The organism is Phytohabitans houttuyneae (assembly GCF_011764425.1).
In the GTDB taxonomy this organism is placed as follows: domain Bacteria; phylum Actinomycetota; class Actinomycetes; order Mycobacteriales; family Micromonosporaceae; genus Phytohabitans; species Phytohabitans houttuyneae.
In genome coordinates this window covers 478,514-501,205 of sequence record NZ_BLPF01000002.1, presented here as the reverse complement: position 1 = coordinate 501,205, position 22,692 = coordinate 478,514, and the positions used below count along the sequence as shown (strand labels likewise).

Sequence of the window (22,692 nt, the reverse complement as noted above, 5' to 3'; positions counted from 1 at the left end):
CACACGCGCCGGAGTCTCCCTTCCTTCGCCATGTGAGGATCCGTCATGGTAGTTGTCAGAACCAGGCGCCTTGCGGCGCTGGGCGCCGCCCTTCTCCTCGTCCTTACCACGGGCACCGCGGCGGCAGCGGCGCCCATCCAGCCGGGGCAAAGCGCACCCATCGCGGGCGTCCAGTCTGGACGCTGCTTGGACGTCCCCGGCTCCAGCACCGCCAACGGCACCCAGGCACAGCTTTCGGACTGTACCGGGGCGGCCAACCAGACCTGGACCTACACCTCGGGCAGGCAGCTGACGGTGTACGGCAACAAGTGCCTGGACGCCTACGGACAGGGCACCGCCAACGGCACCGCCGTCATCATCTGGGACTGCAACGGCCAGACCAACCAGCAGTGGAACGTCAACACGAACGGCACGATCACCGGCGTGCAGTCCGGGCTGTGCCTGGACGCCAACGCAGCGGGTACGGCGAACGGCACGAGGATCATCCTCTGGGCCTGCCACAGCGGCACCAACCAGCAGTGGAACTCGCCGACCACGCCACCGCCGTCCGGTGCCGGCCCCTGCGACATCTACGCCTCGGGCGGCACCCCCTGCATCGCCGCCCACAGCACGGTGCGCGCCCTCTACGGCGCCTACAACGGCAACCTCTACCAGGTCCGCCGCTCGTCCGACAACACCACCCGCAACATCGGCCTGCTCAGCGCCGGTGGCTCCGCCAACGCCTCCGCCCAGGACTCGTTCTGCACCGGCACCACCTGCGTCATCACCGTCGTCTACGACCAGTCCGGACGTGGAAACGACCTGTGGTACCAGGGGTCCACCGTGGTGCCCGGCTCGACACAGAGCCGCCCGGCGGTCGCCACCTCGGAGTCGCTGACCGTCGCCGGCAGCAAGGCCTACTCGCTGTACATCAACCCCGGCAACAGCTACTGGCGCGACGGCCACCTGACCGGAGTGCCCACCGGCAGCGCACCGGAAGGCATGTACATGGTCACCAGCGGCACCCACGTCAACGGCGGCTGCTGCTTCGACTACGGAAACAGCGAGACCACCCGGTCGGCCGACGCCGCCGGCGCCATGGACGCCATCAACTTCAGCACCCAGTGCTGGTTCGGCGGATGCTCCGGCAGCGGCCCCTGGGTCCAGGCCGACCTCGAATGGGGGCTCTACCCCGGCGGCAGCCAGACCTGGAACCCCAACCAGCGGGCCTTCACCAGCAAGTTCGTCACGGCCACCCTCAAGAACAACGGGACTTCCCGCTTTGCCATCAAGGGCAGCAACGCCCAGTCGGGCAGCCTCTACACCCTGTGGGACGGAGCGCTCCCGCCCGGTTACAGCCCGATGAAGAAGCAGGGCGCCATCATCCTCGGCAGCGGCGGCGACTGCTGCAAGCCCGGTGGTGGCGCCAACCTGAGCGCCGGCACCTTCTACGAAGGAGCCATGGTCGCCGGCTACCCGTCCGACGCGACCGAAAACGCGGTACAGGCCAACATCGTCGCCGCCGGCTACCGCTGACCCACCCCACCCCACGAAAGGAAGCACCATGCGACAAGGCACAAACCGCCATCGGTGGCGGGCATCATTAGCGATCGCCGCGACACTCGTCGTCGCCGGCGCCGGCATCGCCGGTATCCGGCTGACCGCGGCGTCGGCGGACGCTGTCCCGCTCGCGGCGACGGCTGGATGCGGCAGGGCACCGGGACTGAACAGTGGCACGCACACGATCCAGAGCAGCGGACAGAACCGCAGCTTCATCCTCCGGGTCCCCGCCAACTACAACAACAGCAACCCGTACCGGCTGATCTTCGCGTTCCACTGGCGCGGCGGCACCATGAACGACGTCTCCTCGGGCGGTACCAGCGGCAGCACCTGGTCCTACTACGGCATGCAGGAGCAGTCGAACAACAGCGCGATCCTCGTCGCGCCGCAGGGCCTCGGCAACGGCTGGGCCAACTCCGGTGGTCAGGACATCACGTTCGTCGACGACATGGTCCGGACGATCGACAATGCCCTCTGCGTCGACACGACGCAGCGCTTCGCCCTCGGATTCAGCTACGGCGGCGGCATGAGCTACTCGATCGCGTGCAGCCGGGCCACCGTCTTCCGGGCGGTCGCGGTCTACTCCGGCGCGCAGCTGAGCGGATGCAGCGGCGGCACCCAGCCGATCGCGTACTTCGGCCTCCACGGGATCTCGGACAACGTCCTCAACATCTCCCAGGGCCGCTCGCTGCGTGACACCTTCGTGCGCAACAACGGCTGCGCCGCCCAGAGCCCGCGCGAGCCGTCGCAGGGCAGCGGGCAACACTTCACCACCCTCTACTCGTGCCGGGCGGGCTACCCGGTGCAGTGGGCCGCGTACGACAGTGGCCACGGGCCGGCTCCGGTGGACGGGTGCTCCGGCTGTGAGGACGGCGCCCGCACCTGGACCAAGGCGGAGGTGTGGCGGTTCTTCGCGCAGTTCCAGGGGACGACGCCGACCACCAGCCCGACCGTGAGCCCGACGTCGTCGTCGACGCCGAACCCGACCGGCTTCCGGCTGCGCGGTGAAGCGTCCGGGCGGTGCCTGGACATCGCGAACGCGAGCTCGGCGAACGGTGCGCAGGGGCAGATCTGGGACTGCCACACCAATGCCAACCAGCAGTTCGCTCAGAACGGGCAGGAGCTGCGGGTGATGGGCAAGTGTCTGGATGTGGCGCCGAACGCTGCCGCGGGTACGCGGGTGCAGATCTGGGACTGCAACTCGGGTGCGAACCAGCGGTGGAACCTCAACAGCAACGGTTCGATCAGCAACGCGCAGAACGGGCTGTGCCTGGACGTCAACGGCGGCGCCACCGCCAACGGCTCCGCGGTGATCGTGTGGAGCTGCCACGGCGGCGCCAACCAGCGCTGGGCCCGCGCGTAGGGCAAAAGGTGGGCGCGGCACCCGCAAGGGTGCCGCGCCCTTTGCGTGCTCTCAGCTGGCGGTGCAGGTCAGCGACGGCGCGCTGCCGGCACTCCCCGAGCTGATGAAACCGAACGCGGTACTGGCGCCGGCGCCGAGCGACCCGTTGTACGAGACGTTCCGCGCGGTCACGCCGGTGCCGCTCGTGGTAACCGTGGCGTTCCAGGACTGGGTGACACTCTGACCGCTGCCGAGCGTCCAGGTGACCGTCCATCCGCTGATCGCCGATGTGCCGGCCGTGATCCGCACCTCAGCCTGGAAGCCACCGCTCCACTGGCTCGTCACCGTGTACGCCGCCGTGCACGACTTGCCGGGCGGCGGGGTCGTGGGGGGCGGGGTCGTCGGCGGCGGAGTCGTGGGCGGAGGGGTCGTGGGCGGAGGGGTCGTGGGCGGAGGAGTGGTCGGCGGCGGGGTCGTCGGGGGCGGAGTGGTCGGCGGCGGCGTGCCGCCCAGGGTGAACGCGTCGATGTCGAGCAGGTAGCCCGAGCCGCCGGTGAACACCAGGAACAGGTTCTGCGTCCCGGACGGTGGCGTGACCGTGCCGGTGACCGTGGTCCAGGTCTCCCACCCGCCGGTCGGTGCGACCGTGGCCGTGCCGATCACCGCTCCGGTGGCCGAGCCGGCGCGCAGGGTGATCGTGCCCCCCGAGCCGGCGGACGCGACCCGCGCCGAGAACGTCGCGGCGCCGGCCAGGTTGTACGGGTTGAACGAGATCCAGTCGCCGTTTTCGATGAACCCGACCGCGTTGCCGCCGTTGGCGGACGGCTTCGCCACGACCGTCGTGCCCGACTGGCCGCTGTAGTGCTCGGCCTGCCGGGTCCGCGGTTGCATGACCGCCTGCGACGAGGTCACCGGCGTGGTCGAGCCGACCGGCGTGTACTCGGCGACCATGACACCGAAGATGTTCGCGTTGGCGTCGTGCTCACCGTCCACCGTGGTCTGTATCGTGCCCGAGCAGCCGGTCGCGCTGGTCATCGGGTGGCCGTGGCTGTCGTGCCCGAGGATGTAGTTGACCCGCACCCGCGAGCAGTCGACGGCCGCCCCGCTCGGGTCGGTGACCGTGACCTGGAACGGGATGGCGTCGCCGAAGTTGAACAACCGGCCGTTGACCGGCTGGTTCAACACGACGGTCGCCCGCCCGACGCCGATCACCACACTCGCCGTCGACGTACGGCCGGTGCTGTCCCGGACTGTCAACGTCGCCGTGAAGTCACCGTTGGACGTGTACGTGAACGACGGGTTCGCCGCCGTCGAGTCGGTACTGCCGTTGGTGGTGAAGTCCCACGCGTAGGTGATCGCATCGCCGTCCGGGTCGCTGGAGCCGGCCGAGCTGAACTGCACGGTCAGCGGTGCGTTCCCACTCGTCGGGTTCGCCGAGATCGCCGCGATCGGTGAGCGCCCACCGCCGGAGTTGTACTCGATGCGGTACAGCGCCGAGTTCGCGTCGCCGCCGTACCAGCCGGTGCCGTAGTCGAGCACGTAGAGCGCCCCGTCCGGTCCGAACTCGTGGTCCATGACCTGGGTGCCGGTGTACGCCGGGAACGCCTCGATCGTGCCCACCCCGCCGGAGCTCGTCACGGTCACCGTCTTGATCCAGCGCCGGCCGAACTCACCGAGGAACACCTTGCCGTTCATCGACGCCGGGAACTTGACGTCCGAGGCGAGCGAGGCGTTGTAGCTGTAGACCACGCCACCCATCGGCGACAGGCCGCCGCTGCCCAACGCCGGCGGGTTCTGCTCGCCGCCGTACGGCAGCCAGGCCCGCTGCGACGGTGGCAGCTGGGTGATGCCGGTGTTGTTGCGCGAGTTGTTCACCGGACCGCCGGAGCAGTTGAACGCCGAACCCGACGGACCCGACGGGAACGTGAAGTCGATGTACGGCGTGTTGTAGTTCGAGCAGTACGGCCAGCCGTAGAAGCCCGGCTGGGTGATCCGCTCGAACGCGACGTTTGCCGCCGGGCCGCGGCTCGGATTGCTGGAGCCGGCGTCCGGTCCGTACTCGCCCAGGTACACCACGCCGGTCGCCCGATCCACGGCGATCTTGAACGGGTTGCGGAACCCCATCGCGTAGATCTCCGGCTTGGTGTTGGCCGTACCCGGCGCGAACATGTTGCCTGACGGGATCGTGTAGCCGCCGGTCGCGCCGGGCTTGATCCGCAGCAGCTTGCCGCGCAGGTCGTTGCTGTTGCCCGCCGAACGCTGGGCGTCGAAGGCCGGGTTGCGGTCCGCGCGCTCGTCGATCGGGGTGTACCCGCTGGAGTCGAACGGGTTCGTGTCGTCCCCTGTGGACAGGTAGAGGTTGCCGGCCGCGTCGAAGTCGATGTCGCCACCCACGTGGCAGCACATGCCCCGGCTCGTCGGAATCTCCAGGATCGTCACCTCCGACGCCGCGTTCAGCGTGAAGTCGGCGTTCACGGTGAACCGGGACAGCCGGTTGACGCCGTTGAACGGCGCGAACTGGGCCGCCGTACCGGTCGCCGGCGCGTCACCGGCCGGAGTGGACAGGCGCGGCGAGTAGTACAGGTAGACCCACCGGTTGGTGGCGAAGTTGGGGTCGGCCTTGATGCTCTGCACCCCCTCCTCGTCGTGCGTGTAGACCGAGAGCGTCAGTGCCACCTTCGTGTTGCCAGCCGCGTCCGTGTACCGGACCGTGCCCTCCCGCGCGGTGTGCAGCACACCCCGGTTCGGCAGGACGGTGAGCCCCATCGGCTCGCCCACCTCGGCGATGCCCTTGGCCAGGTTCACCTGGCTGTAGCCGGCCTGCGGCGGCGGAGTGGTCGAGCAGTTGCCGGTGCCCTGCGCCGCGTACCGGATGCCACCCAGCAGGTGGGTACGGAAGTTCGCCTCGCTGAAGCTCTCGTTCGTGTGACCCATCCCCGTGTACCAGGAACGGCCGCCGTCGTAGCCACGGCACCACGCGATCGGGTGGTCACCGCCCATCGACCCACCGGTGTACGAGCTCTCGTCCAGGGCGGCCAGCACGCGCACCTGGGAGCGCGGGTTGGTCCGGAAGTTGTACCACTCGTCGAACCGCGACCACGCCGTCGGCAGACCGGCCGTCGAGGGATGCGTCGTGTCCTCGATCCGCACCGTGGCGTTCTGGTTCGCCGGGTGGCTGGCGAAGTACGCGCCGACGAGGTTGCCGTACCACGGCCAGTCGTACTCCGTGTCGGACGCCGCGTGGACGCCGGCGTAGCCACCACCGGCCCGGACGTACGCCTCGAACGCCGCCTGCTGCGTCGCGTTTAGCACGTCTCCGGTCGTGGACAACCAGATGACCGCCTGAAAGCGCGCCAGGTTGCTGGCGTTGAACTGCGCCGCGTCCTCGGTGACCTCGACGGTGAAGTTGTTGGCGGCACCGAGCTGCTGGATCGCCGCGATGCCCGCCGGGATCGAGTCGTGCCGGAAGCCGGCGGTCTTGCTGAAGACCAGGACGTTGAAGTCGGCTGCGGCCCGCGCCGGGACCGCCGTGAAGCCCACTGCCGCCACAACCGTGGCAAGGCAGAGGGCCAATCTTCGGAACATGATCGGTGTTCTCGCTTCCTGTCGTGCGACCTAAATGACAGGCGTGCGCCGACCACGCCCGGGTGAGTTGCCTCTGGAGAGGCGGTGGGACCCCGCGCCGCGCGCGCCGGGCCCCACCGCAGCTCGTCGGCCGACAAGGGCTAACGCAGGGCCCATTGCTGGTTGCTGCCGCCGTGGCAGGACCAGAGGTGGATCCTGGTGCCGTTGGCGGTACCCGCGCCGCTGGCGTCCAGGCAAAGTCCGGAGTGGACTCCGGTGATGGTGCCGTTGGTATTGACGTTCCACTGCTGGTTGTTCTGGCCGTTGCAGTCCCAGATGATGGCTGCCGTGCCGTTGCTGGTGCCTCGCCCGGAGGCGTCCAGACACTTGGTGCCGTACACGATGAGCTGCTTGTTGGAGGTGTAGGTCCAGCCCTGGTTGGGGGCACCGGTGCAGTCCCACAGCTGGGTCTGCGCGCCGTTGGTGGTGCTGCTGCCCGGCACCTCCAGGCACCGCCCCGACGGCACGCCCACCACGCGCCCGCTCGGCGCCGGGCTCGGACCTTCGGTGTCCAGTCCGAGGAAGCGGATGGCCTGCGCCCCGTCGAACGGGATCGAGTGGCCGTAGCCCTGGAAGCTGATGGCTTCGACGGGCGCCGTGCCGCCGGTGCCGCCGTACCGGGTGCGGGTGGCGCTGGTCTGCGGGTAGTCGGTGTAAGCGGGAGTCTGTGACACGCCGTGCAGGTTGGTCCACTGCTTTATCTGCTCGCCGAAGTTGACGTAGCTCAGCGTGGTGTCCGTGGTGCCGTGCCAGATCTGTATCCGTGGCCGTGCGCCGGTGTAGCCGGGATACGCGGCGCGTACCAGGTCACCCCATTGCTGCGGGGTCCTGGTGATCCGGCCGCCGGAGCAGTCGCTGTTCCACTCCGAGCCGTTGGTGGTGGCGAAGCAGCCGAACGGGACGCCCGACGAGCTCACCCCGGCGGCGAAGAGGTCGGGGTAGAGACCGAGCATGACGTTGGTCATCATGGCGCCGGACGAGAAGCCGGCCGCGACGATCCTGCTCGCGTCGACGGGGTAGCGCTGCCGCACGTAGTCGATCATGGATTTGAGGCCGACGGGGTCGCTGCCGCCGTCCCGCCGCAGCGCCTGCGGGGACGAGACATCCCAGCATTTGCTGCTGCGGGTGACGGATGGGTAGATCACGATGTAGCCGTACCGGTCGGCCAGCGAGCTCAGGGGGAAGCCGGTGTGCAGAGCGGGTCCGCTGCCGGTGCAGTAGTGCAGGGCGAGCAGCAGGCCCGGCCGGGAGGCCACCCGATCGGGTACGTACAGGTGCATCTGCAGGTTGCTCGGGTTGGTGCCGAAGCCGGTCACCTGGGTGAGCGTGGCGGCGGACGCCGGAGCCGGTACGGCGACCGTGGCCGCCGCCGAGGCGACGGCCACGGCCGCCGCGGCGGCCAGCAGGGTGGTCCTGAGTTTCATGCGCGGCTTCCGTTCGGAGGGTCTGGGATCGTTCAGGTGGCGGTGCAGGTGGGCGTCATGCCGGATCCGCTGCCGCTGCCCTGGAATCCGAACTCCGTGACCTGGCCCGGGGTGAGCCGGCCGTTGTAGCTCACGTTCGTGAACCGCACGCTGCCGGTGCTCCCGCTGGCCGACGCACTCCAGGTGTTGGTGATGCTCGCACCGCTCGGCAGGGTGAGGCTGACGGTCCAGCCGTTGGTCCCGTTCGTGCCGGCGGTCACCCGCACCGTGGCTACGAAGCCGCCCGTCCAGGAGTTGAGCGACACCGAAGCCGAGCAGCCGGCACCGCCCGGCGGGGGCGAGGACGGCGGAGGCGAGGAGGGTGGCGGCGAGGAAGGCGGGGGCGTCGTGGTCGGCGGAGGCGTGGTCGGGTTCGGCGTGGTGTTCTGGAACTGGGCGAAGAACCTCCAGATCTCCCCCTTGGTCCAGGTCGTCACGCCGCTTTCGGTGTAGGTCCCGTCGACCGGCCCCGGCATGTGCCCGTTGTCGAACGCGGCCCACTGCACGGGGTAGCCCGCCCGGCAGCCGGTGTAGGCGGTGGTGATGTGCGTGCGGCTGCCGCCCGCCGGCTCGCGCGGGCTCTGCTGCGTACAGCCGTTGTTGCGCACGAAGGTGTCGCGCAGGGCACGGCCCTGGGAGATGTTCAGGACGTTGTCGGTGATGCCGTGCAGTCCGAAGTAGGCGATCGGCTGGGTGCCGCCGCTACAACCGCTGATCTGCGCGCCGGCGATGACCGCGACCGCGCGGAAGACGGTCGGCCGGGCGCACGCGAGCGCGTAGCTCATGCCACCGCCCCAGCTGAAGCCCGTGGCGAAGCGCTGGGTCGTGTCGACACACAGGTCCGCTTCGATCCGGCGGAGCATGTCGTCGACGAACGTGACGTCCTCACCGCCGGAGTTGGCCCAGCCGTTGCCCAGGCCCTGCGGCGCTACCAGGATGGCCGTGCCGTTCGACTGCTCGAGCTGGCCGTAGTACGACCACGCCCGGCCGCTCGTCCCGCCCGACTCGATCTCGTTGGCGGTACCGCCCCGCCAGTGGAAGGCGAAGATGAGCCGGTACGGGTTGCTGTTGTTGTAGTTGGCCGGGAGCCGCAGGATGAAGCTGCGGCTCTTTCCGTTGCTCTGGATGGTGTGCGTACCTGTTTGCAGGGTCGGCGCCCTACCGCATCCGGCGGTCGCGGCGGCGACGCCCACGTCCGCGGCGGAAGCGGCACCGTTGAGAGCGCCGCTCACCGTCACGCCGGCCGCGACGAGCGCCAGCAATGACGCGGCCGCGACGGCCCCGAAGAAGGGGCGATGCCTTGACATCACAAAACTCCTATGTCGTCCGTGTCGTGCTGTCGGTGGTGGGGTTCAGGGGGTCAGGTGAACTGCCACCAGTTGACGTTGAGCAGGTAGCCACTGCCGCCGGCGAAGCGCAGGTAGAGGTCCTGCGTGCCGGTGGCGCCGCTGACCGGGCAGCTGACGGTGGTCCAGGTCTGCCAGCCGCCGGTGCCCGGCACGGTGCAGGTGCCGACGAGGGTGCCGCTGGTGCCGCCGAGGCGCAGCTCGATGCGGCCGCCGCTGGTGCCCGAGGCGACCCGAGCGGTGAAGGACCTGGCACCGCCGCCGAACGCGACGCCCTTGACCTTGATCCAGTCGCCGTTTTCGATCCAGCCGACGTTCATTCCACCGTCGCCGGACGGCTCGGTCTCCACGCCGCTTTCCCAGGCGATCGTCTCGGCTTCCTGCCGGCCGAAGGGGTTCAGCGTGCCGACTTGAGGAGCTCCGGACGTGGTCATGTTGATGGTCGGTATGGTGCCGTTGGCGTTGTAGCTGAACTTCTCCACCGCCACGGAGCGGGTGAAGCCACCGCCGCCCGGCAAGGCGCCGTTGTGGTAGAAGAAGTACGAGCCGCCATTGAAGTCGATGATCCCGGCGTGGTTGGTGAAGCTGCTGCCCTGCCGTGGCATGACGGTCCCGCGGTAGGTCCACGGTCCGGTCGGCCCGGTGGCGGTCGAGTAACCGATGAACTCCGAGCAGCATTCGGCCGCGAAGACGTTGTAGTACAGGCCGTTGCGCTTGTAGACCCAGGGGCCTTCTTCGTACAGCGTGGGACGGCTGGTGTTTCCGCTACGGGCGCCGAATCCGGCCGCGGTCAGCGGGATCTGCGTCGCACCGCCGGAGTACGAGATCATGTCGGCGTTCAGCCGCACGTACCACAGGTTGGGGTTGCCCCAGTAGAGGTACGCCTGGCCGTTGTCGTCGATGAAGACCGACGGGTCGATCTCGCCGTTTTCCACGAGCGGGCGCCCCAGAGCGTCGCGGAAGGGCCCGGTCGGGCTGTCCGAAACACCGACGCCGATGGCCATCCGGCCGGTCGAGCGGTTCTTGACCGGCACGTACCAGTAGAACTTGCCGTTGCGCTGGATCGCCTGCCCGGCCCACGCGTCGGCGCTGGCCCAGCTGAACGTGGACAGGCTCATCGGCGAGCCGTGGTCGGTCCAGTTGACCATGTCCGCGGAGGACCAGACGCGCCACTCGCGCATCGTGAACCACGTCGAGCCGTCCTCGTCGTGTCCGGTGTAGAGGTAGACGCGGCCGTTGTGCACCAGAGGTGCCGGGTCAGCGGTGTAGATGGTCTGGACGATCGGATTGTCGGCTCGTGCCACCCCGGGCACCAGCACCACGAGGCACAGCAGCGCGGTGAGCCAGGCGATGCCCCGCCTGCCCGCGGCACGACCGGACGATACGTACTGCACTGTTCCCTCCTCATGGCCCGCCTCTGCGCGGACGCGTTTTCGTGGAGTGGCCGTGGTCGCCGGGCCGGCGCGGAGTTGCCCCAATCCGCGCCGGCCCTCTTCCAGCTCACTGGGGCGGCGGCAGCATGTCGGCGTCATGCCGCCGGCGCGTCAGTGCCCTGGAAGCGGAGCCCGGGTTTGCCCCGGCGCTACCGGGTGGCAGGTGCGGCTGCTCGGCGTGGGCCGGTTGAGCCCGCTTGCCGCACCGTCATGTCTCAGGCCCGCGCCCAGCGCTGGTTGGCACCGCCGTGGCAGGTCCACACGATCACCGCGGAGCCGTTGGCCGTGCCGGCGCCGTTGACGTCCAGGCACAGACCGGTCTGCGCGTTGCTGATCGTGCCGTTGCTGTTGAAGACCCATTGCTGGTTCGCGCCGCCGTTGCAGTCCCAGATCTGCGCCCGGGTACCGGTGCCGGCGTTGGAAGCGACGTCCAGGCACTTGCCCATCACCTGCAGTGCACGCCCGTTCGCAGTGAACTGCTGGTTGGCGCCGGTGTGGCAGTCCCAGATATGGACCTGCGCGCCGTTGGCCGAGGATGCGTTGGCGACGTCCATGCACCGGCCGGATGCCTCGCCGCGCAGCCGGTTGCCGGCGGGCGGCGAGCCGCCGTTGAGGGCGTCGAGGACGGCGTTGTAGGCGGCCTTCTTGTTGCCGGCGCAGTCGAACAGCAGCGCGTTGTCCGAACCCCGCCACGAGTCACAGTCACGCACGCCCCACACCGTGATGCCCGTACACCGCGACACCGCAAGACACGCCCGCGTCACCGTCGCGTAGATGTTCGCCTGGTTACCACCCTGCATCACATCCAACTCGGTGATCTGCACATCCACACCCAGGTCCGCGAACCGCTGAATGTTCGCCTGGTACGACGAGTCAATCGTCGTACCCAAATGCGACTGCAACCCCACACAGTCAATCGGCACACCACGAGCCTTGAAATCCCGCACCATATTGTAGATACCGGTCGACTTCGCGTTGATCCCATCAGTGTTGTAGTCGTTGTAACACAACTTCGCACCCGGATCCGCCGCCCGCGCCGCCCGGAACGCCGCCTCAATCCAATCATTACCCGTCCGCTGCAAATTCGAGTCCCGACGACCACCAGACCCACCATCAGCAAACGCCTCGTTCACCACATCCCACGAATGAATCTGCCCACGAAAATGCGTCGCCACCTGCGTCACATGATTAATCGCCGCATTACGCAGATCCCCACCCGACAAACCCTGCGCCCAACCCGGCTGCTGCGCATGCCACAACAACGCATGCCCACGCACCGACATACCCCGCGACCGGGCATGACTCACAATCCGATCACCCGCACCATAACTAAAACTCCCCCGCTGCGGCTCAGTCGCATCCCACTTCATCTCGTTCTCAGCGACCAAACTGTTGAACTCACGGTTCAACACCGTCATGTACGTACTGTCATTGAACTTGTACGTACCAACCGCCGCACCAAAGTAACGACCCTTCTCCGCAGCCGAAGCACCCAGGGTGGTACCCGCGGCGGCGGTGCCGGCCGACACCAGGGCCATGCCGGCCGCCAGCAGCCCGACCACGAGCAGAGGCAGGGCCGCGGCACGCCGCCGCCGGAGACGACCGCTCAAGAGACTCCTCATAGTCAGCACCTTCCGAATCCGATCAACTCCGATGCGTTAGCGCTAACATCGCTGGCCCGCATGGGTTTCCGCTTGCGCGGCTCAGGCTGTGGGAACGCTTCCATCGATGGTTGGGAGATTGCCAGATTGTTTCGACGCGTTCAAGAGGGAAACGTCGATACGTGCTCTCCTGATGGGCGGACCTTCTGCAGCCGCGATCCGTAACAGATTTCTCTGCCGCAATTCGAGGCCAGGGCGCGAAAGGTCACACGAAGTTTCTGTTATGACGACCGGTGTCCGTTGGTCGTGACGGCCGCGAGCCCGCTACCGGGCAAGTGCCGCCCGCGGCCGGAAGGAGGCGTCGGCGCCGAACAGCGGGGTGCCGTCGGACTGGTCCACCCACAGCTCGTGGTTTCGATGGCGCAGGAACCAACCCGGATAGTTGCCGGACTCCAGCCAGACCGAGTCCGGGGCCGCGCCCTCGCGGACGCAGAACGTCGCGTCGCCGCGGAACAGGTCGGTGCCCTCGTCCGGATCCAGCCTCAGGCGCCAGGAGGCGTGGCGCAGGTACCGGCCGTCCTTGACCCGGAACGAGACGCATCTCGGGTTTGCCAGACCGGACACCACCTCGAACGTCGCCCGCTCCCGCGACGGCGCGTCGGCACCGGCGTCCACGAACTCGAGCACACCGAGGTCGTCCCTCGTCGTTATCACGAATCCGACCTGGTTGATGGACTCCAACGACGCCAGCCCCAACGCGAACGGGGCCGTGGTCGACGGGTTGACGACCGTCGGGCTCGGGCGCCGCGCGTGCGGTGCGGCCGACGCCGGGGCCAGCGCCGGCGCCGCGCCCACCGGCCGCGCCGCGGGTGCCGTTGTCGGCGCCGCGACCACCGGCCGGCCCGGTGGGGTCGGCGTGGACCAGGTGACCGTGGTGACCGTCGCTCCGGCGACGAGCGCGCCCGCGGCAACGGTCGCCGCGACCGGGTGCGCGCTCACCGCCTGCGCCAGCTGGCTGAGGAGTCCGGCCTTGACGCCGGCCGCGACCGCTCCCGTGCCGGTCGCGCCCGCCATCGCCGTGCCCGCGCCACCGGTCGCTCCGGCCAGTGCGGCCTTGCCCAGCACCGCGGCCGACAGCGCCAGCGGGACGGGCAGCAGCGCCAGGCCGACGATCAGCCGCTCGAGGGGAAGCTGGCCGGCGGCCGCGCGGGTACACATCGGACAGTCGCGGGTGTGCCGAGTGATGCGCTTGCGCCACAGCGGACTCGGCACGCCGTCCCACTCCTGCAACGCGGCGTCCAGCTGGGCGCACCGGGGCCGCGCGTCCAGGGCGGCGACAAGCGAACGGCTCAGCTCCAGCTGGTGGCGCATCCGCTGGACCCGCACGCCGGTGTGCGCCACGCTCGCACCCAGTACCGCCGCGAGCTCCGTCCTGGTCAGTTCGCCCGCGGTCTCCAGCCACCACAGCGACAGCAGCGCGCGGTCGTCCGAGTCCAGCCAGCGGCTGGCGCGCGTCACCTGACGCCGGTGCCCGGACAGCTCCGCGCGGAGCACGGCCCAGTCTTCGGCGTCGGCGGCCGGCGGGTCGGTGACCTCGTCGAGGGCGGCGGAGCGATCGGCCTCGGCCTGCCGCCGGTGCAGGTGTGTGCTGACCTGGCGGGTGGCGATCGTTACCAGCCAGGGCCGGAAGCTCTCCGGACTGCGCAGCGTCCGCAGCTCCCGCAGGACCCGCAGCATCGTCTCCTGCACGACGTCGTCGGCGTCGGGACGTCCGTCCAGTGCTCTGCGCACGATGGCGTACACCAATGGCAGGTAGGCGCCGACGAGGCTGTCCAGTGCCTGCCGGTCGCCGGCCTGGGCGGCGGCGACGAGGCTGGTCTCTTCGGTCATGCCGGCTCGCATCATCGGCCCACCCCTGCGTCCCGGGCGCCGCCGTGCCAGTCGAGTAGGACCTTCATGACGTCGCCGCCCTTCTCAAGGGCCGCGAAGGCCGCGTCCACATCCTGGACCGGCAGCGTCTGGGAGATCAACCTCTCGGCGGGGATCGCGCCGGTCTCGATCAGCCGGATGGCCTCGGCGACGTCGTCACGGCGGTACAGGCGGGCCCCGAACAGCTCCAGCTCGCGCCAGAAGAACCTGTGCAGGTCGACCGGGCGGGGCTGCGGATGGATGGCCACCATGACCAGGCGGCCGCGCGTGGTCAGGACGTCGACCGCGGTCTCCAAACCGCCGGCGGAGCCGGAGACCTCGAAGGCGACGTCCGCGCCGGCGGTGGCGGTGCGCCTGTTGACCAGCGCCACCACGTCGGTGGCCTGCGGGTCGACGGCCTCGATCCCGGCCTGCTCGGCGACCGCGCGGCGGAACGGGTTGGGCTCGACGAGCAACACCCGCGCCGCACGGGCGCTGCAGAGCATGGCGATGAGCAGCCCCACCGGCCCGCCGCCGACCACCACGACACGCTCCCCCGTGCCGACGCGGGCCCGGCGCACGTCGTGTACGGCCACCGCGACCGGCTCGACGAGCGCGGCGTGCTTCAACGGCAGCGATGCCGGAAGGGGAAACACGAGGTTCGCGGGGACGTTCCAGGTCGACTGCATGGCGCCGGGCGAGTCGATGCCGAGGAAGTCCAGGGCGTGGCAGATGTGGTAGTGGCCGCGAAGGCAGGCCGCGCACCGGGTGCACGAACGGGTCGGCATCACGGTGACCGCCCGCCCGGCGCTCCAGCCGGCGACGCCCTCGCCTACCGCGGCGACACGGCCGGACATCTCGTGGCCGATCACCGCCTCCGTCCCTACCCTCGCGTCCAGGTCGCCGCGGTAGATGTGCAGGTCGGTACCGCAGATGCCGGTGTAGGCGACCTCGATCGCCACCTGGCCGGGTCCGGGTGGGTCGGCGTCGCGGCTCTCGATCCGGAGCGTACGGGCGCCGCGGTAGACGACCGCCTCCATCGATCCTCCGTCCAGAGTTAGGGGGTGACGGTGAAGTCGCTGAAGCTGAACTGTCCGGTCACCCCTGCGGCGTGCGAGGTGGCGATCAGTCCGGCGTCCTGCGTCGCGGAGATGCCGGCCAGGGTGACGGTGGGGCCTACCTTGGTCCAGGTGTCGCCGTCGGTGGAGTAGTAGCCGCTGACCGTGTCGCCGGAGCGGACCAACCGTACCCAGGCGGGTGCCCTGATGCCGCTGGCACCGCTGAAGGAGTCGAGGTAGCCGTTGCCGTTGGCGTCCCACTGGAAGGCGACCCCGTTGCCCGGTGTCACGACCACCACCGCGTAGCCGGGCGACACCCCGGCGCCGGTGAGGTCGTTGCGGATGGCCACACCGGCCTTGGCCCACGGATTCGTGTTGTCCATCGCGGTGACCCGCGCGGTCACCGTCGAGGAGGCGGTCACCGCGCCGTCGCGGTAGATGGTGCCGTACTCGTCGAACGAGCCGCCGCCGTCCTGCCAGATGTCGGTGCCGGAGGTCAGGATGGCGTAGCTGCCGCCCGCCTCGCCGAACTGGCTCGGCACCGACCCGTAGCCGGGCAGGGAGGTCAGCGGGTTGACGGCGGTGACGTTCAGCGTCCTGGTGACGCTGTACGGTGTCTGGCCGGCCCGGAGTTCCAGCACGGCGGTTACGGCCGCCCGGGCGACCGGGGTGGTGACCGAGGCGGGCGCGGTGACGCGCCAGGAGGCGGTCTGCGCGGTGTCCGGGGCGAGCCGTGGCCGCAGGGCAGGTCCGGCGCGCACGGCCTGCCAGCCGTCCGGCACCGTGATCGCCGCGGTGAGTCCGGACACCGCCTTGTCGCTGACATTGTGGACGGTGGCGGTGACCGTGGTGGTGCCGCCGGCGCTCAGGCTGGCCGGATCGGCCGCCAGGACCGCCCCGACCGGTGGGCGGTTGGGGTCGACCGGGTCACGGTAGGCACCTGCCGGTCCGGCGTTGTAGATGACGCGGCTGGCCTCGATCGGCGGGTTCCCCGCGGTGATCGTGAGGTTGGCGCGGGTGACGTTGCCGCGGCTGCCGTTGACGATGCCCGTGATGGCCGGGTTGGTGGCGTAGTTCTCGGTCAGGGTCAGGTCGCCGGTGTGGTTGCCGTTCTGGTTGTTGGCGTGCGCCCACTGCCCGGCCGTGCTGATGAAGACGTTGCGGCTGGCGGTCAGGTATCGGGAGCCTTCGTCGAAGTAGAGGCCGAGCTGGCCGCTGTTTTCGCAGAAGTTCTCCTCGATCGTGCTACGTGGCATGGCCGAGAGCGTGTAGATGCAGCCGGCGTCGAACATTGTCTGCACGACGTTGCGTACGTGGTTGCCGACCACGCGCACGTCGCTGGCGGTCGTCGGGGTCTGGTAGATCGGCTGGAAGTCGTACAGGCCGCGGTTGAGGTACTCTGGGCTGCCGCCCGGGTCGTTGGCACCCCAGCCGTAGCCGAGCCCGATTCCGGTGTACGGCATGTCGGAGACGTAGTTGTGCTCGATGCTCAGCCGCGCGACGTAGCTGGCAAAGATGGCGTCCTGGTCCAGGTACTCGAGTGCGGTGGCGAAGACGCGGTTGTTGCTGATCCGGATGTCGCTGTTGACCATCCGGGGGTCGGACGGATGGTGCGCGTCCGGGCGGACACCGCCGACCACGATGCCGCCGCCGGCGCTCGCCGTGAAGGTGCTGCCGACGACCGAGATGTTTCGGGCGCCGAGCCCGACGCCGGTGGCGTGGGCGTTCGCGTCGTTGCCGATACCGAGCCCGACCGATCCGAGGTTGACGAATGCGCTGTCCAGGAACGTGATGCCGTCCGCCGCCGAGACCTGCACGGCGGCCGCGGCCTGCGCCCACTGGTTGCGGGAGCCCTCGAAGCCGCGGCACCCGAACGCGCACGAGGTGAACGCGTCGGCGGGCCGGTCGGGCTGCACTCCGGTGATGAACACGCCGGTCTGCTGGTTGGCGTAGCCGTTCGGTGTGCTGGGGTGCAGCCACGTGGTGCCGGTGAAGGTCAGATTTTCGAAGCGGAGGTTGCGGGCGGGGGCGTCGTAGGTGCCGCCGACCTGGAGCAGGGACTCCAGCCTCGGCAGCTCGACCCGGGCGCGCTGGATGTCCTGGCCGGGTAGCGGTTTGTAGTAAAGAGTTCCGGCGGTGGTGTCCAGGTACCACTCCCCCGGCTCGTCCAGAAACCGCTTGGCGTTCAACAGGAAGAACGTCGGAGTCCGCAGTGGAGACTGTATGGTGTCATAGCCGTAGGTGTTATTGTCCCAGGCGGGTTGCTGCATGAGCACGGTGTTGCCGGTGATGCTCTGCACCGGTGCGAACCGGTTGGTGAACGACAGCATCGCCTGCAGGTCGATGCGCCGCTGGTCCGGCAGCGTGGCGAGGTAGGCGAGATCCGGGTTGTTGAGCGTGAAGCCCTCGGCGTTGAGCGTGATGTCGGTACGTGCCAGGCGGAGCCGGGCCCGCTGTGCCGGTACCCCGTCGACGTAGAGCTGCCGGGTGTCGAAGCCGGTGCCGACCTCCGCCTTGTAGATCCCGGTCGCCTCGTCGTCGAGCTGCCAGCCGGTGACCGGCTGTGCTCCACTGAGGACGGTGGTGTCCCGGGCTCCGCGCCAGGTGACGGTGCGCCCGTCGCGGCCGGAGTCCGCGGCGTCGAACCGCAGGGGCGCATCCAGCCGGTACGTTCCGCCGCGCAGGTGTACGACGACGTCACGGTTTGCCTTGGCGGCGGCCTGACGGGCGCGGCGCTGCGCTTCCTGCAACGACGCCAGCGGCCGGCCGAAGGTACCAGGGCCGTCGTCGCTGGCGTTGCCGGTACCCGGTGGTGCGACCACGATGACAAGTTCTGGCGGTGCGGCCTGCGCAGCCGGTGTGGGCATGCCGAATACTCCAGTCACGGTCAGGGCCGCGGCCACGGCGACTGTTCGTTGATGGGCCAGCCAGGGGCGCACAGCGAGGGTTTCCTTCCTGTGGGGCCGATCCGGGTCGGTACAGCCGGGCGTCTCAGACCTAGGCGACCTGCGATGTCTCGGCGGCCGCCGGTGCCTGACGGACGTCGACGGGATGCGGCTGCGGCTGACGCCCGTCGCGCTCGCTGACTGCGAGCAGCCGCCGGCCGGCCTGCTCAGGTCGCACGTGGGGTCCGGTGGGCGCCGTCGACCGGCCGTCCTGCGCGGCGGCTATCACGCCTTCGTCGACCCGGATGCCGAGCCCCGGCGAGTCTCCGAGGATGAACGCGCCGTCCTCCACGTGCAGGTCCAGGTGCAGCCCGACGGGGGCGCGCAGATCCTGCAGTTCGCTGGCGAGGTGGTTGGGCACGGACGTCGCGGCGTGCAGGAGCGCGACGGGCGTGTTGCCGATCGGACTGACGGGCAGGTCGTGGGCGTGGGCAAGGGCGGCGACGCGCAGGAAGTGGGTGACTCCCCAGACCGCCGCCGTCTGGACGATGTCCAGGCCGCCGGCGGCGAGCAGCGGGGCGAACTGTTCGAGTCCGGTCAGGTTTTCCCCGCTGGCGACCGACGCGCGTACGCCGCGGCTGACCGCGGCGAGGCCGTCGGCGTCCCACCGCCGCACCGGCTCCTCGATCCAGGTCAGGTCGATCGTGCGCTCGAGTTCGCAGACGTGGCGGACGGCCTGTTTGCGGGTCCAGGACTCGTTCGCGTCCAGCATCAGTCCGGGGCGCATACCGCGCGCCGCGTGGGTCAGCACGTCCCGCACGAGCGTCAGCCGGTGGCGGTCGCGCTCGATGTCCAGGCCACCTTTGAGCTTGGCCGCGCGCAGCCCCAGCTGCCCGTACGCCTCGTAGGCGGCGACGAGCTCGTCGTCGGTGAGGGCGATGTCCAGGCCGGACGCGTAGGCGTGCACGGTGCGGTCGCTGCCGCCGAGCAGCCGCCACAACGGTTCGCCCGCCGCCTGCGCCTTGATGTCCCACAGCGCCGTGTCGAAGGCACCGATCGTGCCGAACACGACGCCGGCGTGGCCGGCCTTGAACGTGTGCCGCAGCATGCGGTCGTAAAGCGCCACCACCCCGCGCGGGTCCTGACCGTCGATGGCGGCGAAGACGGCGTCGGCTTCCACGTGCGGCCCCATGCCGACTCCGGTGATCCCTTCGTCGGTGTCGACGAGGATGATCGGCACCGGCATGACGCCATCGGGGAAGACACCGTTGGCGTCACCGACGGGTCGCCCCCACCGCTGTGCCGTCCTCAGGGTCCGGTATCCGGTGATCCGCATGTCAGCCCTTCGTCGAGCCGGCGGTCACACCGTCGGCGATCTGTCGCTGCAGGAACAGGTAGGTCACCAGGACCGGCACCGCGGCGATGAGGACGCCGGCCGCGAAGGTGGGGATGTCGTCGGAGTACTGGCCCCGCAGTGAGGTCACGCCAACCATGAGCGTGCGATGGTCGGCCGACGGCATCATGAGCAGCGAGATGAGCACGTCGTTCCAGCAGAACAGCGCGTTGAGGATGCCCACCGAGAGCAGCGCGGGCGCACCGATCGGCAGCATGATGCGCCGGTAGACGCCGTACGGCGAGTTTCCGTCGATCCGGGCCGCGTCGATGATCTCCGCCGGCACCGCCCGGTAGTAGGTGGTCATCAAGAAGACGGTGAACGGCAGGAACTGCGCGACGTAGGCGAGGATCAGCCCGGGGTAGGTGTCGATCAGGCCGATGTCCGCCATGATCCTGGCCAGCGGCACCATGATCACTTGGAACGGGATGAACAGCGCCGCGAGGCACACCAGAAACAGCGCCGACGAGCCGCGGAAGCGCAGCTGGCTCAGCGCGAACCCGGCCATGGAGCCGATGAGCAGCAGCAGGACCACGGCGCAGGTGACCACGATGACCGAGTTGAGGAAGTACCGCGCCATGCCGACGCTGTTCCACGCCGTGGTGAGGTTTTCCCAGTGCAGCGTGCTCGTCAGGGAGAACCGGTCGAGGATGTACTCGCGGCGGGTCTTCATGGCGACGTTGGCGGTGAACATCAGCGGGTAGATCGTGGCCAGGGCGAGGACCGCCATCGGCAGCGCGACGAGCCACCGGCCCAGGCGTGCGCGGGGCATCAGGTTTCCCTTCCCGCGCGGCGCAGCAGGCTGACCTGCAGCAGACCCACCACCAGCATGATCACGAACAGCGCGGTGGACGCGGCCGAGGCCAGCGCGGGGCGGTTCATATGTCCCTGCTGGAACCAGATGTAGTACTCCGGCAGGTAGGTCGACCCTTCCGGTCCACCGCTGGTCATGATGTAGAGCAGCCCGAACATCGAGGTGAGCATCCCGATCATCGTGGTGACGAAGACGAACTGGATCGTGCGGGACAGGCCGGGGATGATGACGTGCCAGATCGTCTGCGGCAGCGAGGCGCCGTCGACGCGGGCGGCGTCCATCAGCGCGGCGTCCAGCGTCGCGAACCCGGCAAGGAACACCACCAGCGCCATGCCGAACGTCGCCCAGATGTGCACGCCGACGACGGCGAAGATGGCCACATCCGGGTTGCCCAGCCAGTCGACGGGCTGGATGCCGACGCCGCCGAGCACCGTGTTCAGCGGGCCGTCGAAGGCGAGCAGCAGGTTGAAGATGGCGCCGACGATGACCGGGGACAGCACGGCCGGGAAGAAGTAGACGCTCCGGAAGACGCGGTGTCCGGGCACGCGCAGGTAGATGAACGTGGCGAGCAGCCCGGGGATCGCGACGGCGATGGGTAGCAGCAGGACCAGCAGTCCGACGTTGCGCAGCGCGGTGCGAAACAGCGGGTCCTGCAGGAGTTCGGAGTAGTTGTCGAACCCGACGCTCGTGCCGTTGCGGTCGCCGTCGCCGGTGAAGGAGAAGTTGACGCCCAGGGCCAGCGGCCACAGCCGCAACACCACGATGATGAGTAGGGCCGGAGCGACGAGGACGTAGGGAGCCAGGCGTTCGGCGCGCCGGCCGTCCCGGGGCCGGCGGCGGCTCGTCGCCGCCCGCGCCGCCGACGCCGTCCCGTCGGTCCGCCCCGCCTCGGCGAGGCGGACCGACGATGAACTGCTTACCGGCACTGGATCAACCCGCCTGGTCGGACGCGGCCAGCTGTTCCACCGCCTTGTCGACGGTGACCGATCCGCTGAGCAGCTGCTGGGACAGGCGGCCCATCAGTTCGATCGTCTTGGAGGAAAGGGCCACGTGCAGAGCCGGCTTTCCACCGTCGAGATCGGACACGATGGTGGAGACGGCCGGTCCGGCTGTCGACACGTCGATCGTCTTGTCGGAGGCGATGGCGCCCGCGTCGGCGTAGAACGCCTTCAGTGCCTCCGTGGACGTGAGCGACCGCACGAGGTCGGCGGCGACCTTCGGATCCTTGGTCCACTTCGCGACCGCGTAGCCGATGCCGCCGTCGTAGGGAAGGCTCGGCGTGGTCCCGGCCGTCACGACCGGCGCCTTCATGACGCCGACGTTGCCGGCCTCAAGAAACTCAGCGAAGTCCTTCCAGTGCCCGATGTCGGACATCAGCCCGATGACGTGTGCGGCCTTGCTGGACTGGAACACCGCGAACGCGTCGTTGAACATCGCCGTCGAGTTGGCGCCTTCGTTGTTCAAACCCTTGTCGTTTACCTCTTTCCAGAGCGCGAAGACGCGTTTGACGGCCGGTGAGTTCCAGTTGCGCTTGCCGGCGATCCAGTCGTCGTACTCCTGCGGCGAGAGGATTCCCGAGCCGAGGCCGGACAGGAAGAACTGGATGCCGATGCCTTCCTTGTTTCCCTGTGCGAAGCACTTGGCCTTGGTCGCCTTCGCGATCTTCTCGCAGTTGGCGACGAACTCGCTCCAGGTGGTGGCCGGGCGCTCGGGATCCAGTCCCGCCTTCTGGTAGAGCGACTTGTTGTAGTAGATCGGGTGGCCTTGCAGGGTCACCGGGCCGGCGTACGTCTTGCTGTCCTTGGTGAAGGCTTCCCACCCGGCCAGCCGTTGCTTGTCATCGCCGATGTACTCGTCAAGCGGCAGGAGCGCGTCCACCCTGTCGCGGATCTGCCCGCCGCCGTTGAAGAGCATGACGTCCGGCCCCTTGCCGGCCTGGATCGCCGCACCGAGCAGCGTGTAGTACTGCTCGAAGGGCTGCGCGACGAACTCGACCGTCACGCCGGAATGCTTCTTGGCGAAGTCGGCCTTCGCCTTCTCGATGTATGAGGCCGCGGACACGTCGCCCGACTTCCAGTCCCAGACGACGAGCTTGCCGTCCGAGCCACCAGGCGAGGAGTCCGAGTCTGAGGCGCTACCGCAGCCGGCCAAGGCCAGCCCCGCGACCAGGACCACCGACCACAGTGCTCGCTGCTTCATTGCTGTCACTCTCCCGGGGGTGGCCGGCTGCCCGGCCGTTGGTGGAGGATCACACGGGAACGTAACTCGTATGACGTATGACGTCAA

The 22,692-nt window shown here is 69.1% G+C and carries 13 protein-coding genes and 1 pseudogene; 2 read left to right on the top strand and 12 right to left on the bottom strand.

Features of this window, described 5'->3' with window-relative positions; all coding sequences use genetic code 11:
• The first annotated feature begins 45 nt into the window (after nt 1–45).
• Nucleotides 46–1,515, top strand: coding sequence for an arabinofuranosidase catalytic domain-containing protein (locus tag Phou_RS25725; protein WP_173059902.1), 1,470 nt, complete (start codon nt 46–48; stop codon nt 1,513–1,515).
• Between the two features lie 28 nt (nt 1,516–1,543).
• Nucleotides 1,544–2,902, top strand: a complete 1,359-nt coding sequence (locus Phou_RS25720) for a ricin-type beta-trefoil lectin domain protein (RefSeq protein ID WP_173059898.1) — start codon at nt 1,544–1,546, stop codon at nt 2,900–2,902.
• A 51-nt stretch (nt 2,903–2,953) separates the two neighbouring features.
• Here the strand turns inward: Phou_RS25720 and Phou_RS25715 are convergent, their stop codons facing one another.
• From Phou_RS25715 to Phou_RS25660, 12 genes and pseudogenes are all read right to left on the bottom strand, one after another.
• Nucleotides 2,954–6,466: a ThuA domain-containing protein gene (locus Phou_RS25715; RefSeq protein ID WP_173059895.1), complete on the bottom strand. Its 3,513-nt coding sequence runs from the start codon at nt 6,464–6,466 to the stop codon at nt 2,954–2,956.
• Between the two features lie 140 nt (nt 6,467–6,606).
• Nucleotides 6,607–7,929 (bottom strand): extracellular catalytic domain type 1 short-chain-length polyhydroxyalkanoate depolymerase, encoded by a 1,323-nt coding sequence (locus Phou_RS25710; protein WP_173059892.1) that lies wholly within the window; start codon nt 7,927–7,929, stop codon nt 6,607–6,609.
• A 32-nt stretch (nt 7,930–7,961) separates the two neighbouring features.
• Entirely contained in the window at nt 7,962–9,275 is a 1,314-nt protein-coding gene (locus Phou_RS25705; protein WP_173059889.1) for a CE1 family esterase, read from the bottom strand.
• A 56-nt stretch (nt 9,276–9,331) separates the two neighbouring features.
• A pseudogene (locus Phou_RS25700) lies at nt 9,332–10,627 on the bottom strand (glycoside hydrolase family 43 protein); the annotation flags it as partial.
• Nucleotides 10,628–10,962: 335 nt separating this feature from the next.
• Entirely contained in the window at nt 10,963–12,285 is a 1,323-nt protein-coding gene (locus Phou_RS25695; protein ID WP_246274072.1) for an endo-1,4-beta-xylanase, read from the bottom strand.
• 387 nt (nt 12,286–12,672) lie between these two features.
• Nucleotides 12,673–14,238: a sigma-70 family RNA polymerase sigma factor gene (locus tag Phou_RS25690; RefSeq protein ID WP_246273861.1), complete on the bottom strand. Its 1,566-nt coding sequence runs from the start codon at nt 14,236–14,238 to the stop codon at nt 12,673–12,675.
• An 11-nt stretch (nt 14,239–14,249) separates the two neighbouring features.
• Nucleotides 14,250–15,296, bottom strand: a complete 1,047-nt coding sequence (locus tag Phou_RS25685; protein ID WP_173059883.1) for a zinc-dependent alcohol dehydrogenase — start codon at nt 15,294–15,296, stop codon at nt 14,250–14,252.
• Nucleotides 15,297–15,313: 17 nt separating this feature from the next.
• The gene (locus tag Phou_RS25680; RefSeq protein WP_173059880.1) at nt 15,314–18,181 is read right to left on the bottom strand and encodes an NEW3 domain-containing protein; all 2,868 of its coding nucleotides are present in this window, start codon (nt 18,179–18,181) and stop codon (nt 15,314–15,316) included.
• Nucleotides 18,182–18,311: 130 nt separating this feature from the next.
• On the bottom strand, nt 18,312–19,535 hold the full coding sequence (locus Phou_RS25675; protein WP_173059877.1) for a mandelate racemase/muconate lactonizing enzyme family protein: 1,224 nt from the start codon (nt 19,533–19,535) through the stop codon (nt 18,312–18,314).
• 1 nt (nt 19,536) lies between these two features.
• Entirely contained in the window at nt 19,537–20,364 is an 828-nt protein-coding gene (locus tag Phou_RS25670) for a carbohydrate ABC transporter permease (RefSeq protein WP_173059874.1), read from the bottom strand.
• Nucleotides 20,364–21,332, bottom strand: a complete 969-nt coding sequence (locus Phou_RS25665; protein WP_173059871.1) for a carbohydrate ABC transporter permease — start codon at nt 21,330–21,332, stop codon at nt 20,364–20,366. Before Phou_RS25665 ends, Phou_RS25670 begins: the two co-directional genes overlap by 1 nt.
• 4 nt (nt 21,333–21,336) lie before the next feature.
• Nucleotides 21,337–22,605 (bottom strand): ABC transporter substrate-binding protein, encoded by a 1,269-nt coding sequence (locus tag Phou_RS25660; protein ID WP_173059868.1) that lies wholly within the window; start codon nt 22,603–22,605, stop codon nt 21,337–21,339.
• Nucleotides 22,606–22,692: the final 87 nt, after the last annotated feature.